Annotated in this window: 11 protein-coding genes; 6 read left to right on the forward strand and 5 right to left on the reverse strand. The window is 33.4% G+C overall.

Annotation, left to right across the window (positions count from 1 at the left end; genetic code table 11):
* Nucleotides 1–6 precede the first annotated feature (6 nt).
* Together ACFVR2_RS09590 and ACFVR2_RS09595 are read right to left on the reverse strand one after the other, a co-directional pair.
* Nucleotides 7–1,569, reverse strand: coding sequence for a spore germination protein (locus ACFVR2_RS09590; protein WP_387361133.1), 1,563 nt, complete (start codon nucleotides 1,567–1,569; stop codon nucleotides 7–9).
* A 5-nt stretch (nucleotides 1,570–1,574) separates the two neighbouring features.
* Nucleotides 1,575–1,700 carry a hypothetical protein gene (locus ACFVR2_RS09595; RefSeq protein ID WP_286131742.1) on the reverse strand — a complete coding sequence of 42 codons (126 nt, stop codon included), beginning with the start codon at nucleotides 1,698–1,700 and terminating at the stop codon, nucleotides 1,575–1,577.
* A gap of 314 nt (nucleotides 1,701–2,014) precedes the next feature.
* Here ACFVR2_RS09595 and ACFVR2_RS09600 point away from each other — a divergent pair, with 314 nt between their 5' ends.
* Nucleotides 2,015–3,295 carry a helix-turn-helix domain-containing protein gene (locus tag ACFVR2_RS09600; protein ID WP_387361135.1) on the forward strand — a complete coding sequence of 427 codons (1,281 nt, stop codon included), beginning with the start codon at nucleotides 2,015–2,017 and terminating at the stop codon, nucleotides 3,293–3,295.
* A 136-nt stretch (nucleotides 3,296–3,431) separates the two neighbouring features.
* On the forward strand, nucleotides 3,432–7,586 hold the full coding sequence (locus tag ACFVR2_RS09605; RefSeq protein ID WP_387361137.1) for a S8 family serine peptidase: 4,155 nt from the start codon (nucleotides 3,432–3,434) through the stop codon (nucleotides 7,584–7,586).
* Between the two features lie 172 nt (nucleotides 7,587–7,758).
* Here ACFVR2_RS09605 and ACFVR2_RS09610 read toward each other — a convergent pair whose 3' ends face one another.
* Entirely contained in the window at nucleotides 7,759–8,727 is a 969-nt protein-coding gene (locus tag ACFVR2_RS09610; RefSeq protein ID WP_387361139.1) for an NAD-dependent epimerase, read from the reverse strand.
* 294 nt (nucleotides 8,728–9,021) lie between these two features.
* Between ACFVR2_RS09610 and ACFVR2_RS09615 the strand changes: the two genes are divergently transcribed.
* The 4 genes from ACFVR2_RS09615 (at nucleotide 9,022) to ACFVR2_RS09630 (ending at nucleotide 14,277) form a co-directional block, all read left to right on the forward strand.
* Nucleotides 9,022–10,119 carry a CotS family spore coat protein gene (locus ACFVR2_RS09615; RefSeq protein WP_387361141.1) on the forward strand — a complete coding sequence of 366 codons (1,098 nt, stop codon included), beginning with the start codon at nucleotides 9,022–9,024 and terminating at the stop codon, nucleotides 10,117–10,119.
* The gene (locus ACFVR2_RS09620; protein WP_387361143.1) at nucleotides 10,116–11,765 is read left to right on the forward strand and encodes a glycosyltransferase family 4 protein; all 1,650 of its coding nucleotides are present in this window, start codon (nucleotides 10,116–10,118) and stop codon (nucleotides 11,763–11,765) included. The genes ACFVR2_RS09615 and ACFVR2_RS09620 overlap by 4 nt, the downstream gene beginning before the upstream one ends.
* A 288-nt stretch (nucleotides 11,766–12,053) precedes the next feature.
* Nucleotides 12,054–12,965 (forward strand): UTP--glucose-1-phosphate uridylyltransferase GalU, encoded by a 912-nt coding sequence (galU, locus tag ACFVR2_RS09625; protein ID WP_387361145.1) that lies wholly within the window; start codon nucleotides 12,054–12,056, stop codon nucleotides 12,963–12,965.
* A gap of 1 nt (nucleotide 12,966) precedes the next feature.
* Entirely contained in the window at nucleotides 12,967–14,277 is a 1,311-nt protein-coding gene (locus ACFVR2_RS09630; protein WP_387361147.1) for a UDP-glucose dehydrogenase family protein, read from the forward strand.
* 55 nt (nucleotides 14,278–14,332) lie between these two features.
* On the opposite strand, the gene ACFVR2_RS09635 is transcribed toward ACFVR2_RS09630, so the two are convergent.
* Both ACFVR2_RS09635 and ACFVR2_RS09640 read right to left on the reverse strand, forming a co-directional pair.
* Nucleotides 14,333–15,115 carry a HipA family kinase gene (locus ACFVR2_RS09635; protein WP_387361149.1) on the reverse strand — a complete coding sequence of 261 codons (783 nt, stop codon included), beginning with the start codon at nucleotides 15,113–15,115 and terminating at the stop codon, nucleotides 14,333–14,335.
* On the reverse strand, nucleotides 15,108–16,217 hold the full coding sequence (locus ACFVR2_RS09640) for a glycosyltransferase family 4 protein (protein WP_387361151.1): 1,110 nt from the start codon (nucleotides 16,215–16,217) through the stop codon (nucleotides 15,108–15,110). The genes ACFVR2_RS09635 and ACFVR2_RS09640 overlap by 8 nt, the downstream gene beginning before the upstream one ends.
* Nucleotides 16,218–16,538: the final 321 nt, after the last annotated feature.

A 16,538-nucleotide genomic window follows, 5' to 3' on the forward strand; every position in this document is an offset into this window, starting at 1 on the left:
CTTATGCTATTTCATCCTTCTAGTTCGTTTAGCTTGAATACTTTTCGGACGATTTTTCATCATAAATAGTGGAGCCCTTACGACGAAATCTTTCCAATCACTCAATCGAAATGGAGCTGCAGGACTTAGGTAAGGAACACCAAAGCTTTTGAGTTGAACTAAATGACTACATATTAATAGAAAAAATAAAATGACTCCATATAAACCAAAAACACTCGCAAAAAGCATGGATAAAAAACGAAGCAAACGAAGGGCAATTCCGACATTATATTGTGGTAACGTAAATGAGGAGATTGCCGTTACTGCAACGACAATAACCATAATTGTACTGACAATACCTGCTTCAACTGCGGCTTGACCAATAATTAATCCTCCAACAATTCCTAAAGATTGCCCAATCGGTTTTGGTAAACGAAGTCCGGCTTCCCTTAATACTTCGATCGAGATTTCCATTATTAGTGCTTCAATTAACGGAGGAAATGGCACTCCACCTCTAGTGGCTGCTATATGAAATACTAATTTTGTCGGAATTAAGCCTTGATGAAACGAAATAAATGCAATGTATAAAGATGGAGCAAACAATGCAATAAAACAAGCTAAATATCGTAATAATCGAACTAAAGTTGCTGCAAACCATCTTTCATAATAATCCTCAGGAGATTGTATTAACATCTGAAAAGTTACAGGAGCAATTAGCACAAATGGTGAACCATCTAATATAATCGCAACCCGACCTTCCATTAAAGCACTCATAACTCGATCAGGACGTTCAGTACTTTGAATCTGAGGAAAAGGGCTTAAATAATCATCTTCTATTAATTGTTCAATATAACCAGAATCGGGAACGCTATCAATTTCAATTCTTTTTATTCTTTTTTTTACCTCTTCAATTATTTTAGAATCCGCAATAGTTGAAATGTATGCTATCACTAATTGTTTCTTTGAAACTTCTCCGACTTCATAGCCTAACATTGTTAAATCTGGATTTTTTCCGGAGCGTCTTAACATGGCTGTATTATCAGCTAAATTTTCAACAAAGCCAAGTCTTGGACCACGAACAAGTGCCTCAGAATCAGGTTCTTTTACTTCTCTAGTTTTCGTTAATGCTTCTCCAATCAAAAAACATTCAGAAATACCATCAATTAACAAAGCAATTGAACCAAATAGAACTCCTGATTTTAATTTTTTATAAGTACTGACTTCTTCAATTGTACAAACAGTGAGTGATTGCTCTTTAATAAATCTTTTCATGTCTTTTAGATTTAGAGATTGTCCATTATTTCTTAGATTGATGGCGATGTCAGTGAGTCCCGTCATTAATTTGCCCAGAATATGCACTTGAATTAAGTCTGCATTAGATAAGCCATCAATAAAAATGATTGCTAGCTGAGTATCTGTTTCACCTAATAGAAATTCTCTAAATTTAACATCAGCATTTTGTCCAATTTCATTAAAAATCCGAGACAGGTTTACTTGGAGTTCACCGGACAAATTCTCATCATTATTTTGTGATTCATTATTTAGAGATGCCACATTTTCTTGATTAATTTTGGATCTCCACCGTTTCATTTAAATCACTCTTTCTCCATATAATGAACCCATTTGAAAAATTTTGATAAACCTACAGGAACGATAAAGGTAACAAAAGCTTGAATAAAAATGGGATATTCAGGTATTAATGAAATAATCTTTTTCAACATTTAATCATCCTCAGGTAAAATTTTAATAAATGATAAAGGTATTATTTCCCATTGTAGGAAAACAATGCAGAATCGTAGGAAAAGTAATAATGCATATTGAAATAAAAACAATTGAAAAAAGAAACAGTATTTAAATAATTAATTAATTTTTAATAAAATAATTGAATATTTACTATTTTAAAAAAACGGCAAAATAGTATAATAAACCTAATAGGATATGTGTGATAATACCTAGTTGTCTATTTTTTATCTAGACAAAAGGTTGGAAACGATGGATTTAAATAAATTATTTCCAGGTATGGAGAGGAAAGCTTATGAATCAGATACTTCTATATGATTTTCTTACATTAATGAATGACAAAAATTGGAACAAAGCTGATTTGGCTAAATATTCTGGAATCCATATTAGTGATATTAGTAGAGTATTTAATAATAAAAAGCCATTATCTTTGCATTATTTAGATGCAATTACAGAAGCGTTCGGTTTGGCAGAAGGACATTTTTACTCGAGCTATACACAATTATGCTTTAATCAGAATCGATATTTAGATAAACGAAGAAGTGTAGCGTTCATTTATAAATGTGCAATAAATGGATTTAAAAAAGAATTAAGGTTTATCATTTCAGAAATGTTAGAAGAAAAATCTAAGACAATTCGTACTAAGAATCTGCAAAATTTATTTGAAATTGCTGAAAAGTTATTTGCTGAAGGGAAAGAGAAAGAGGCTTTGCCTTTATATGAAATTATTATTCATCACATGCCAGATCAAACAGCAGAGGAAGTCGCTATTAGTTACTTTAGAAAGTACTATTTAAATAGATTAACAGAGGAAGGACCAGCTACTCTTGTCCATGTACTAGAGTATGTGAGCTATATGCCAGATGATTTTCAGGAATTAACAATTTTGTGGATTACAGCTACATACTATATGTTAAAACAATGGGATAAAGTCCTTCATTATGCTAAGCGATTAGAAAAAATGGCAAAGAATGAAAGACATTTTGGTTATGCGTTAGTATACCAAGGCTTCGCTTTAAATAGATTAAGTAATTCTTTAGATGAAGTTCTTGAAATCATAAATAAATATAGTCAGATAAATGATTTTTTTGCAGAAGCTGCAATAGGTAATCGTTTTGTTACATTATTAGATTTTGGCGAGCTACATTATGTTGATGAATACTACAATTGGATAAAAAGTCGAGACGATCTATATGTAGGTATTCCGCGAATTATAGAATCCTTTGTAAAATTAGGTAGATTAGAAGATGCTTCCGAATTAATCAATCAACATGAAAAAGAAATTAATGAAATGGCAGATAGCTCAAATTTGTATAAACAGCAATTGTATTTGGATTTCTGCTATGCACAATCTCTTTTAAAATGTGAAAATGAGCAATATATTGAAGGGTTAAATGAATTAATAAAAGTAGCTAGAAAAGTAAAGAATGCAGGAATAATAGAAAAATTTAAAATTTGCTTATTATCAATTTGGCACTATCGAGATCATTTAACAGATCAATTAAATGAGGATTATATTCAAATGTTAAGTGACGATAAAAGTCAGGTAAGTAAGACCTATGCCATGAGCCCATAATTTGGGCTTTTTTTTTTCGAAATTTGCAAGAATATATTTTAATTTGACAGAATTTTTAAAAAAGAAAATTCCATAAACTCGACTTATAATCAATTAGAAAGAGATCAATATTTAAGTTGGGGGAGAGAAAAGCAAGATGAATCGTTTGGTTAAGGGTACAGCAATTTTAACTTTAAGTACTGGTGTTATTTTCAGCTCATTTCCAGTTAAACATCATACACCTTTGGTAAAGGCCGCAGCACAAACTTCTATTGAAGAAGTACTGTCTAAGCTTACACCAGAGCAACGCCAAGCTTTAAACAAATTGGATGCTACTAGTCAGGAAGGATTACAGTTACCTTCTTCGGCAGATTTAGAGAGTTCTAGAAACCTATCAGTAATCGTTGAATTGAAAGACAAGCCTGCAAAAGTTGCCGTAATTGAAGAAGCAGTAAACGGAAATAGTTTATCACTTTCAGATGCGGAGCAAAAAGCAGTAGCGGCTCAAGAAACATTTAAAAATGATTTACAAACAATCTATAAAGAGGACTTAAAAGAGAATAAAAATGTTTATAAAATTAATCGTACATATATAAGCTCTTTAAATGGGTTTTCAATGGAACTTCCTGCAAATAAAGTAAAGTCATTATTAAAATCGAAAGCTGTTAAAGCTGTATGGCCAAATAATGTTATTCAAGTTGAACCGCCTAAAGCTGCAGAAGGTACACAAGATACAAACAAGGTAGCAACTGAAGTATTCCCTGGTATTAATAAACTTCATGATGAAGGAATAACTGGAAAAGGAATCAAAGTAGGAGTAATCGATACTGGACTCGACTATAATCATCCAGATTTAACGGATGCTTATAAAGGCTATCGCGCACAATCTGGAGTAGATCCAAAATCAATCAATCCGAACTCAGTAAAAGGCTGGGACTTTGTCGATAATGACGCTGATCCAATGGAAACAACTTACGATGACTGGAAAAAATCTGGTCTTGCAGAAACGAACACTAGTGGATCAACTTTTTATACAGAGCATGGAACACATGTATCTGGAATTATCGCTGGACGTGGCAAAAATAAGACGGATTACGCGGTAACTGGTGTTGCTCCAGATGCAGATTTATATGTTTATCGTGTACTAGGACAATATGGCTCCGGTACTACTGCAAATGTTTTGGGAGGTATTGATAAGTCTATAGCAGACGGAATGGATGTCATCAACTTATCATTAGGAAGTAACTCCAATGATCCATTGAATATCGAAAGTCTTGCATTAAATAATGCCGTACTTTCTGGTGTTACTGCAGTTGTAGCAGCTGGTAATGCTGGAGATGGCATGTACACTTTAGGTGCACCAGGAGCATCTGCGTTAGCAATTACAGTTGGTGCTAACGATACAAAGACAGAGATTGCAACATCAAAAGGTACTTTACACGGAGCATCAGATGTATCTGTAGATTTAAAATTGCTAGGAAAAGGCTTCGATGACAATGTTGACAGTTTAAAAGGAAAAAATCTGCAGATTGTCAAAGTGCCAAACACTGGTTCAGATGCTGATTATAAATCAATTGATGTAAATGGAAAGATTGCATTAGTGAATAGAGGAACAGTTGCACTAGTCGATAAAATCAAGTTTGCTAAAAATCATGGTGCAGTTGCAGTCATCATTACGAATACTGTTGCAAATGAAGGATTTATTCAAACTTACTTAGGTGCAAGCTATGGATTAGTTCCGACATTTACAATGTCATACGAACAAGCAACTGCTATGACTTCAAAACTTGGTACTACTCCAAGGTTCTCTTTTGACGAAATGGGAAAAGTAACAGATGAAGGAAGTAAATTAGCTTCATTCAGTTCTCGTGGACCAGCTCGCATTACTTATGATATTAAGCCTGAAGTAACGGCTCCTGGTGTTTCTGTATTCTCAACTGTACCAGCATATATACACGGAGCAGATCAAATTGGAAAATATCAATATGCATATGACAATTTATCGGGTACGTCGATGGCAACACCTAATGTAGCTGGGGTTGCTGCATTAATGCTACAAGCAAATCCAAATTTATCACCAGCTGAAATTAAAGAAACTTTAATGAACACAGCAGACCCTTTAAACGGAGATTATAGCGTGTTTGAAACTGGTGCTGGACAAGTTGATCCATATGAAGCAATTCATTCAAAAACTAGAATTGAAGTTTTAGATGAAACAAAGGGTATCTCAGATAAAAAAGGTAATTTAAAAACAGTTAAAGATCTAACAGGTGCAATTGCATTTGGCGTATTCGCTCCAGCTGGTCAAAACATTGGAGATCAACGCACACTTAACATCTATAACAATAGTAATCAAGCAAAAACATACGACGTAAAAGTTACTTTCCAAAAAGATCGTCGAGGCTCATTAGACGATGACGATAATGGCGTAATGATTGTTACAGATAAGTCAATTAAAGTAGGCGCTAATTCGAAAAAGAAATCAACTGTAGCAATCTCAGTTCCGAAATCAGCAAAATTAGGAATTTACGAAGGTTTTGTAACATATACAAATCATGATAATCCTGAAGAAACATTCCAAGTACCATTTGGTATTAAAACAGTGGAAGAAGGAATGGGCCCAGTATCAATGAGTCCTCAAGCTTTCACGCAAGTGTTTGACTCAGCATATGCAGGTCAATTAATTAACACGAATGCATATATGAGCATTAAATCTCATATGCGCACATTAGATGTTGTATTAGAAGATGGAAAAACAGGTAAAGATATTGGATTCATAGGTACCATGGACGGTTTAGGAATGGCCGAAAATATTACTTACGGTGTTTCAAAAATATTTAATGGATATTACTACAAATTCACTGGAGATGAAGATCAGCCAATCGCTTACGATACAGACTTAGCAAAACCAGGTTTTTATAAGCTGAAAATTATTGGTACAAATGATGCTGGAAAACAATTCACATCAGAAGGCGATTTCTATTTTGATAACACGGCTCCTAAGATGACAGTGAGTGCTCCTGATGTACTTGAATATAAAAATGGACAATCGAGCGTAACAATTACTGGTTCTGTTTATGATAAAGAAACAGAAGATATGCAAAAGCTTGGCATGAACTTTAATCAAGGAAGTACAAAATTATATTACCAAGATCAATTAGGTGGAAGAGCAATTGCAGTACCTGTAAATCCAGATGGTACGTTCTCTGCAACAATACCAACAAATGCCACAAGAGCTATGTTACTATCATTCTACGCGATAGACGCAGCATCAAATAAAACTTTTAATGAAGGAAGAGAGATATTCGTCGTACGTGATGATCTAACATACGGATATATGCAGCCTGAAAAACGTATTGCGAAAACGGGTGAAACCGTTCATGCGACGTTGAATTTAAATAAAGCAAATGATGTAAAACAAGCTGTTTATAAGTTCTATCATTACTCAGATGTTGCAACAATGAATATTACTCCAACTCCAAATTTTACAGATAAAGTAAATATTAAAGTAGAAGATAAAGTATGGAGTGGAAATACTAATGAAGCGACCGTAACTATTACATCAAAAGATGGTGTTGCTCCTTTAAATGGTGACTTAAAGCTAGCGGATATCGCTTTTAAAATGGGTACTGAATATACTCCGCAACCCGATATATGGTCAGCATATATGACAAGTGTTACTGTCACAGATACGAGTAATACAACAAAAGCAGTTTCAAGTGGTAATCCATCAATCTTCTTTACAGAACCAACTTTTTCTATGTTCCGAGGTAGTAAAAGAGCTGAAGCTTTCCTAAATCCAAATGGAGAAGCAACTCAAGCAATTAATTATTCAAAATTAGGTGTTAAAGTAAAAGCAACAAGTTCAAATGGAACTGTGTACAATGGGAAAGACGATTCTCCATCAGTTTTCCAGATTCAAAATCTACCATTGACTGATGACCAATATGAATTGGAATTAGATTTCCCTGGACACTTTACTGTGCACAAAGATTTTACAATTGGTTTCCATGAAGATGGGAAAGTTGTAAATCAAAATCTATACTACAAGTTAGAAGCTGCCATCGCAGGGGATGTAAATAAAGACGATGTAATTGATGTAATGGATGCACTTTACCTACAAACTTATTGGGGAACAAATAAACGTGCAGCGGATATTAATTTTGATGGTGTTGTTGATGCAAAAGATATGGCTTATGTAGAAAAGAATTATTTAATGCAAAATCCAACAATTAAATTTGCACCAACGCCTAAGAAGAAATACAAATCTCAAACTTTAGAAACAGTTAAGAGTGCATTAGGCATTCAATAATGATCTATTTGAAATCTCAAAAGTACTAGTACTTTTGAGATTTTTTTTGATTGTCTTGAATGTAAATGCTATTGTGTTGAAATTATTTCTAGATTAGACAAATAAACCACAAGGAAAATTAAAATCCTTGTGGCTATTTTCATTTGTAACCTTGTTTACATAAATTATTAGTCTATCTTTTATACTCCTTAAACCATTTAACAAATTTAGCAATACCGTCCTCGATCGAAGTAGTTGGACTATACTGAATGTCATTTACGAGTTGATCAATATCGGCATATGTTTCAAGTACTTCTCCTGTAACCATCGGCAATAATCGGATATTTGCTTTTATACCAAGTTGCTTTTCTAAAACTTCAATAAAATAGTTTAATTTCACTGGACTATTGTTACCAATATTATAAAGTTTATAAAACGAGGAAGATTCATTTGGTGGCCCATTTATAATGATTCTTACAATTGATTCAACTACATCATCAATATAAGTAAAATCCCGTTTCATATTCCCATAATTATAAACATCTATTGGTTGTCCGTTAGTAATTGAATTAGCAAATTTATATAATGCCATATCTGGTCTACCCCATGGTCCATAGACCGTAAAAAAACGTAATCCAGTAGTAGGTAGATTAAACGTATGACTATATGAATATGCCATTAATTCATTTGATTTTTTTGTGGCTGCATACAAACTAATTGGTTCGTCAACTCGATCATTAATTGAAGAGGGAGTTTTTTTATTATTACCATAAACAGAACTAGAAGAGGCGTATATGAGGTGTTTAATTTGATGATTTTTACAACACTCTAAAATATTGGCAAAACCTACAAGGTTTGATTGGATATATGACCCTGGATTTTCTAAGCTATATCTCACCCCAGCTTGTGCTGCTAGATTAATGACTAGATCGAAATTATATTTTGCAAAGAGCTCTTCTAGTAGCTCCATTTCATGAATTGAGCCATTTATGAAACTAAAATGCTCGTATTTCTTTAAAAGTTCCAATCTATCAAATTTTAGACGTCTGTCATAGTAATCATTTAGATTATCAATTCCAATGATCTGAAAACCTTGTTCTAATAGGCGCCTGCTTAGATGAAATCCAATAAATCCGGCACATCCGGTAATAAAGATGCGCATAGTATTAGCTTTTTTAATGTTAAAAACCTCCTTATCTAACAAGATTTGGAATATCATATGATGGAGAAAACGACAAAGTTCGAATACAAATATAAATATGTATATAACTAGTTTAAGGAAAATACTTTTTTAATAGAATACACATATACCCTCACAATACTTGGACAAAATCATATTATTACATTAGGTCTTAATACACTTAGAGCAATAAGAGTAAATAAGTAACGATTTATTACATTTCATTAAAAAGAAATGTGAATTTTTTTATGAGCTCTAAAAAGTAGGAGGGAGAAATTGAATAATATAATAATTGAGCCATGGATTGTCGATGAGCTTATTCATGATGAATTCTATGTGCCTGAATATATTGAAAAAATTGGGCTTGAAGTACTTAAGTTTTATGACCTTCAAGTAAATAGCATGCAAGTAATTACGACGAAAGCTGACAAAGGCGGAGCGATTTGGAAAATTGAAACAAACGATGGTCCAAAAAGTTTTAAGCTTTTACACAGAAGACCAACTAGAAGTATGTTTAGTTTAGGAGCTCAGAAGTATTTAGTTGAGGTTCAACAGGCTAGAGTTCCAAGCATTGTACGAACTAGAGATGGCGAGGAATATGTAGAAGCTGGTGGAAAACTATGGTTCGTTGCAGAATGGATTGAAGAGTTGGCACCGGTTTCTAAAGATTTAGAAGGTGCTAAGCAGTTATGTAATGCACTTGGTGAGTTTCATCGTTTAAGTAAAGGCTATGTACCACCGATTCAAGCAGAAATTGCATCAAGATTGCACAAGTGGCCAAAAAGTTATGAAAAAATATTTAACAAAATGAATTGGTTCAGAACAATTGCCTTGGCTTATGATGAAATGCCTGCTAGTCAGGATTTATTAAATGTAATAGATCTATTTCAAGAACAAGCAAGAAAGAGTATGGAAGACCTAAACAATTCGGGTTACTTTAATATGGTAAATGAAGGAAACGCAAGCTGGGGCCTAGTTCACCAAGATTACGGCTGGTCAAATGGTCAAATGGGACCAAGTGGAATGTGGGTTATTGATTTAGATGGAGTTGCATATGATTTGCCAATTCGTGATCTTAGAAAACTGATATCTGGTACAATGTCTGATTTATTCGCTTGGGATGCTACATGGGTAAGGGAAATGATTAACGCATATCACGAAGCAAATCCAATTTCTAAAGAATTATATGAAGTATTAATGATTGATTTTTCAATGCCAAATGAATTTTATAAAAACATTAAAGAAGTACTTTATGAACCAGAGTTATTTTTAGGTGAAACGACTAAACAATTAATTCAATCAATCGTTGACTTAGAGCAGTCAAAGTGGGCAACATTGAATGAAGTTCGCAACGACTGGAGTGGAAAAGAATGAAAATATTAATGGTATGTACAGAAAACCTACCAGTACCTCCAGTTTTAGGCGGTGCGATTCAGACTTATATTGCAGGAAGTTTACCTTATTTAAGTAAAGTACACGATATAACAGTACTAGGTGTTAATGATCCATCATTACCAGATGAAGAAACAATTGACGGTGTACATTATGTACGTGTGCCAGGTAAAGTATTAGAACTATATCGAGAAGGCGTAGTTCAATACATTAAAGGAAATCAATTTGATTTAATCCACATTTTTAACAGACCACGACTTGTCCTCCCGATTAGAAAAGTAGCACCAAATTCAAAAATCACTTTAAGCATGCATAATGACATGTTTAATATAGGGAAAATCGCAGTTGATGAAGCAAATTTAGTATTAGAAGAAGTTTCAAGTATCGTTACAGTAAGTGATTATGTAGGAAATGTAATTCGTGAACTTTATCCTCAAAGTGCAAATAAAATCAGAACAATCTACTCAGGTGTTGATTCTGACCGTTTCTTACCTGGTAATGATCCTGCAATGATTAGTACGAGAAACACACTTAGAAAAGAGTTTGGTTTAGAAAATAAAACGGTTATTTTATTTGCAGGAAGACTATCAGAAAACAAAGGCGTAGACCGTCTAATAAGAGCATTACCAACCCTTTCAAAAACCTTCAAAGATTTAGCTTTAGTCATCGTAGGAAGCAATTGGTTTAGTCAAAATAATGTTACAGACTATGTTGCTTATATTCGTGCGATTGCCAAAAAGCAAGATGTACCGATTATTACAACAGGGTTTGTATCACCTTTTGAAATACACAACTGGTTTGCAGTAGCAGATTTATTTGTATGTACTTCATTATGGCAAGAGCCTCTTGCAAGGGTTCACTATGAAGCGATGGCAGCTGGGCTTCCAATTGTAACAACCGCTCGAGGAGGGAATCCTGAAGTCATTATTCCAGGTGAGAATGGATTAATCGTAGAAAATCCAGTTGCTCCGGATGAATTCGCTACGAAAATCACAGAAATCTTATCAAACAAAACTCTAATGAAGAATATGGGAATAAAAGGTAGAGAACTTGCAGTTACGAAGTATTTATGGAGTCGTGTAGCAAATGAAATTCTATCTACATGGAGCCAAACTGAATATGCTTCATCTATTTCACCAGAACTATTAGAACAATATGAGCCTCAAACTCTATTTAAAACTGCTGTACAAAATACACAGTTGATTGGGGCTAATAATAATGTAACTGAAGCAAAAGTAGAACCGACTTCAGAAATCATAGAAGAAATCGAACCAACGACAGAAAATATAGAGATAATCGAACCAACTGTTGAACCAAAAGTAGAAGAATCAGAGCATCTAACTCAGACTGAAACAAAACCAATGGAAGAAGTACTAGTCGCGAAATCAAAATCGGTTCCAAGAGATAAAGTAGTCGTAAAAGTTGAGGAATATACAGCTAATACGAATCCAAAAGTATTAAGACGAATTAGAAGAGTAACTGATAAAGTCGTACCAAGTGCAAGTGTAAATGCAGTAAGTAGAGTAGAAAATAGATCGAACAATCTAACTAATAAAGTTACTTTCGAACCTGTTAGATTAAAGAGAATTACTAGTGTCACTGAAGCATATAGAAACAGAAATCGCTGATATTTTGAGGGGAATGTCTAATTAGAAAGGGGCTGTCTCATGAGTTTAAATACTTTTGAGGTAGCCTTTTTTTAGTTGTAGACACAAAACTAGTTCAAATAACAACAAAAAAACTTCAATTTTATTTATTTAGACGCAAATATTGATACATGCATTTAATTGAGAGCGGTGTAAATTGGTAGGTCAAAAAAGGCTAGTTTTTAAGTCTTCGTAATAGGTATATATGGTGACAAGTCCTCCTTAATTTACATATAAAGTATAATGAACAAATGTTTGGAGGCAAGTTAAATGAAAATCCGCAAGGCTATTATTCCCGCTGCTGGTCTCGGGACTCGGTTTTTGCCGGCAACAAAAGCGTTGCCAAAAGAAATGTTACCTATAGTTGATAAACCAACTATTCAATATATCGTTGAAGAAGCTGTAGCTTCTGGAATTGAAGAAATCATTATTATTAGTGGTAGAGGCAAACGAGCAATCGAGGATCATTTTGATAAATCATATGAATTAGAAGAATCATTATCTCGAAAAAATAAAATAACTGTTTTGGAAGAAATGCAGAAAATATCCAATATGGTGAAAATCTTCTATGTGCGTCAGAAGGAACCGAAAGGCTTAGGAGATGCAATATTATGTGCTAAGAGTTTTATAGGAGATGAACCATTTGCTGTTTTGTTAGGGGATGACATAGTAATGTCTACAACACCTTGCTTACAGCAAATTATTAATGTTTACGAGAAATATAATGCCCCAGTTATTGCTGTTCAGAATGTTCCTGATGAAGAAGTAAGTAAATATGGCGTTATTAAACAAAAAGATAGTACTTACGATACAAATACAAATCTATTTCAAGTTGAGTGTCTAGTTGAAAAACCAAAATTGAAAGATGCCCCATCAAATTATGCAATTATGGGAAGATACATTCTTACTCCAGAGATTTTTGATGTTTTAGCAACAATTTCTGTGGGACAAGGCTGTGAATTACAATTAACAGATGCGATTAATGAATTAAATAAAAATCAATTTGTCTTAGCATATAATTTCGAAGGTAAACGATATGATATCGGAAATAAAATCGGATTTATAATGGCTACAATTGATTTTGCGATTAATAGAGAAGATATAAAAGATGAGGTAATTGCTTTTTTAAATGAGGTCATATCTGATCATGCTCTAAATATGAAGAATCAGGAAGTGGATTGACTTGAAAGTTTCGATATTAGGCACGGGCTATGTAGGTTTAACAACAGGAGTCTGTTTAGCAGAGATTGGTCACTCAGTAACTTGTATTGATATAAATGAACTTAAAATAAAAAATTTGTGTGCAGGTATTTCCCCAATATATGAACCAGGAATAGAAGAGTTAATAACTAATAATATAAAGTTAGGAAAATTATCTTTCACAACCTCATATGATAAGGGGTTAGAAGATGCTAAGGTTATTATCATTGCAGTAGGTACCCCTCAAAGAGAAGATGGGGCGGCAAATTTATCCTATCTTGAGGGTGCAGCGATTGATATCGCAAATAATATCAAACAAGATGTAATTATTGCTATAAAAAGTACGGTTCCAGTTGGAACGAATGAAGTAGTAAAGGAAATTATTCAACAAAATTGTAGTAAAGATATTGTAGTTGATGTTGTTTCTAATCCAGAGTTCCTAAGACAAGGCTCCGCAATTAAAGATACGATGGAAGCAGATCGAATAATTATCGGTAGCAATCATCAAGAGTCTGCTAGAATTGTTGAAGAACTGTATAAACCATTAAATGTACCAATCTTAATTACTAGTATTCGAAGTGCAGAAATGATTAAATACGCATCCAATGCATTTTTAGCTAGCAAAATAAGTTATATAAATGAAATTGCAAATCTTTGCGAAGCACTCGGTGCAAATGTAGAAGATGTGGCAAAAGGAATGGGGAAAGATAAACGAATCGGTGAAGCATTTTTATATGCTGGAATAGGTTATGGCGGCTCTTGTTTCCCAAAGGATGTTAAAGCATTATTGCATACAGCCGAGTTAAATGGGATTGAATTTGGTTTTTTAAAGGAAACTATTTCGATTAATAATTTTCAACGTGAATTGCTCGTAAAGAAAGCTATTGAACGATTTGGTATATTAAAAGGGAAAAAGATTGCATGTCTAGGATTATCTTTTAAACCAGATACAGACGATATGAGAGAAGCACCTTCTATTAATATCATAAATTCTTTAACAGAATTAGGAGCAGAAGTCATTGCATATGACCCTGTTGCAATTGAAAACGCAAAAAAAATACTAGGTAGCAATATAACGTTCGCTAGTTCAATAAATGAATGTGTAACTAATACAGATGCAATTTTTATTGTTACTGAGTGGAGAGAATTTAGAGAACTTGACTTACCTAGCATACTAAATAAAATGAAGAATCCAATCATTTTTGACGGGAGAAACTGTCTAATGGAAGACAGAGTAAGAGATTGTGAGAAAATAGAATATTACTCAGTTGGTAAACCGTCCATAATTCGATAGCATAATACAAATAAAAAAACGACTTCCAAACTACTTTGAAGTCGTTTTTATAATTTTATTCATTTTGTTCATGTAATGGACGGTAGATCGTTTTGACGAATTTATGTTTAAGATAAGGGAGAATTTTTTTTCTACGATTTACTAATCTGCCGACAATTGCCTTTTTGTCTTCCTTTGATATTAACCAATCATCAGGTATTACTTCTACAATTTCTTCTAAAAGCAGTACCGGGAATCTTTGGATGATCTGCAGTTGTTCATTAAATTCTTCTTCACTATATATATATTGGGACATGAATTGATGAGTTGAGCTTTTCATAATATTTTGAGGCAAAGTTTCTAACTCTGAAACTAACCAGCTGTAAGAGCCAAATGCTTCAGCATGATCAATGATCCAAAGTTTAAATTGATCTAAACTTTCTTCGCGAAGTAAAATGTTTTTTCGAGTACGATCTCCATTACACAGCCAATAATCGAATAAAATGATGCCTGCAAGCTGATTGTTATTTAAAATATTAGGAACCGAGCCGACTTGATGACCATTTAACGTTTCAGGTACATATAAAGAAACAAACTGAAACTTTGAATTCTGAACATCTTCTGGTTCTATATCCGGTATTGTTTTTGTAAATTCTTCAGGAATAGAAACGATTTGAGCAAAAGGAACCGGTAAATCTAAAAATCTAGCAATGCAATAGGCAATCCATTCGTTTGGTAATGTTTTCTCAAAACCGGATCTAAAATATTTCACAACATAATCTCTACCATCACTAAATGTCATTAAATGAGCATTTGATTTTCCTTCTAGTTTTTTAATATAGGAAACTGGTTCAATCATTTTGAATCACATCACTATTTTTGCCTTGACCAAATTTAAGAAGATATTCGCGATAAATATCTGCCACTTTATGAATAGCAAAATTTTCTTCAACATGTTTGATTGCATTTTGTGATAGCTTTTCATGAAACTTCTTATTATCAACGATTGAATATATTTTTTTAACAGCATCTTGAACATCATGACCTCTAAAAAGCATACCTGTTTCACCTTGAAGAACGATTTCTGAAATAGGCATTATATTAGAAGCAACAACTGGAACACCACATGCCATAGACTCAATAAAGGTATTCCCAAATGATTCTACTTTTGTAGTTGCAATCGTACAACCACCAGATTGAAGTACTTTTGCATATACATGCGGCATTTGTTGATAAGGAATAACCGGAAACCATTTAATCATATCGGTTAGACCTTCTTCTTTCCAAGTTAATGCAAAATCCTCTCGCTGAACGCTTTGAGCTCCTCCAATTAACCAAATTTCAATATCCGACCGTTCACTTTTGATCAATTTTGCAACTTCGATTAACATTGGCCAGTTTTTTCGTTTATCCACTCTACCGATACAGCACACAATTTTTTTATTGTTTGGAAGGATTGGATTATTTTCGCATGCGATTTCATCTTGAGCTAATGGATGGAAAAATGATGTGTCAACACCATTGTAGATTACTTTAATGGGGATATTATCTGTTAAGATGGAAACTAATCTTTTTTGATAATTTGATGGAACAATAATAGAAACAGGTTCAATGGATCTAAATTTCTTTAAATGAGGTTGTAGTTTAATAAGCTCGGGCGTACGTGCTTCTACAATAACTGGACCTTTATATTTAGCTTTTTGTAACCACTTATACGCTGATCCCGTATCTACTACAATGATTGCGTCATATGCATTGTTTTTAATGATATCAATAATTTCGTTTTCGTCCTTCGTTAAATAGACAGGTGCAATATCTTCCATTATGTGTAATCCACCATGATCGGTTGTGTATAGAAACTCAGTATCAATTCCAAACTTTTTAAAATAAATTGAACGATTCCTCCAGCCAGCATTTACTCCACCAACTGTTAAGAGACGCCAGATGATTAAGACTTTCAAATTTTCCCCTCCTTAGTTTTAGGGTATACAAATAACTTTTTAACTTATTTGAAAACTATTTGTATACACGATTACGGCTTTTGACCGGATTCAAATTTTGAATAGTAGTCCTATTTTAGTTAATTCAAATTGAGGTAAATTGTAAGGGCAATTAACTACAAACTACAAATATTTATTAGGTTAAAAGCAGAAAAACAATTAGGAAATTACATTATTTTTTTTATGGTCTTTTCGTGTTTCTTTACTTCTATTTTTCCTTGCTCCTGATTTAGGGATATGATAATGTATAAGGAAAAGAAGTATTAACTGCAACTTTTAAAA

It is taken from the genome of Gottfriedia sp. NPDC057991, from assembly GCF_042886615.1.
Classification (GTDB): domain Bacteria; phylum Bacillota; class Bacilli; order Bacillales; family Bacillaceae_G; genus Gottfriedia.